1 protein-coding gene is annotated in these 380 nt (G+C 37.1%); it reads right to left on the bottom strand.

Going from position 1 to position 380, the window contains the following annotated elements:
• Window positions 1–103: 103 nt before the first annotated feature.
• On the bottom strand, window positions 104–380 hold a 277-nt coding region (locus CWB66_RS22550), incomplete at its 5' end, for a type II toxin-antitoxin system RelE/ParE family toxin (RefSeq protein ID WP_212747855.1).

The following is a 380-nucleotide window of genomic DNA, read 5'->3' as shown; positions in this document are numbered from 1 at the left end:
GAAATCTTCTTGGCTAGTATTCCAGATTAAATTTTCACAACCTCTCTTGTGTATATATTCCACCCAAAATAGACATAATTTCTACAATTTCTTCGGTAACCCTTTAATAAATACTGTCTGAACAACAGACTGCTCGCCGATAACCCTTACGTATATGCTCAACTGATTGGTAGAAATAAGGGTTTGCTGCTAGTTTTTCAAACATAGAAAAAAAAGCATAAAAATAATTTACTGCTTGCTGTTGTGAATTTTCATCACAGCCGTACTGGTAAATGCGACTTAAATCTGCTTTAGGATCGTTTGAAACGGGGTTCGTATGCATGACTTCGGGGGTGATTTGAAGTCTGGTTAGATTACTTCTGCTGAGTGACTGCAAAACC

Origin of the sequence: Pseudoalteromonas sp. S558, from assembly GCF_005886635.1 — a bacterium.
Classification (GTDB): domain Bacteria; phylum Pseudomonadota; class Gammaproteobacteria; order Enterobacterales; family Alteromonadaceae; genus Pseudoalteromonas; species Pseudoalteromonas aliena.
The sequence above is the reverse complement of the archived record's forward strand: the minus strand, read 5'-3'. Positions and strand labels throughout refer to the sequence as shown.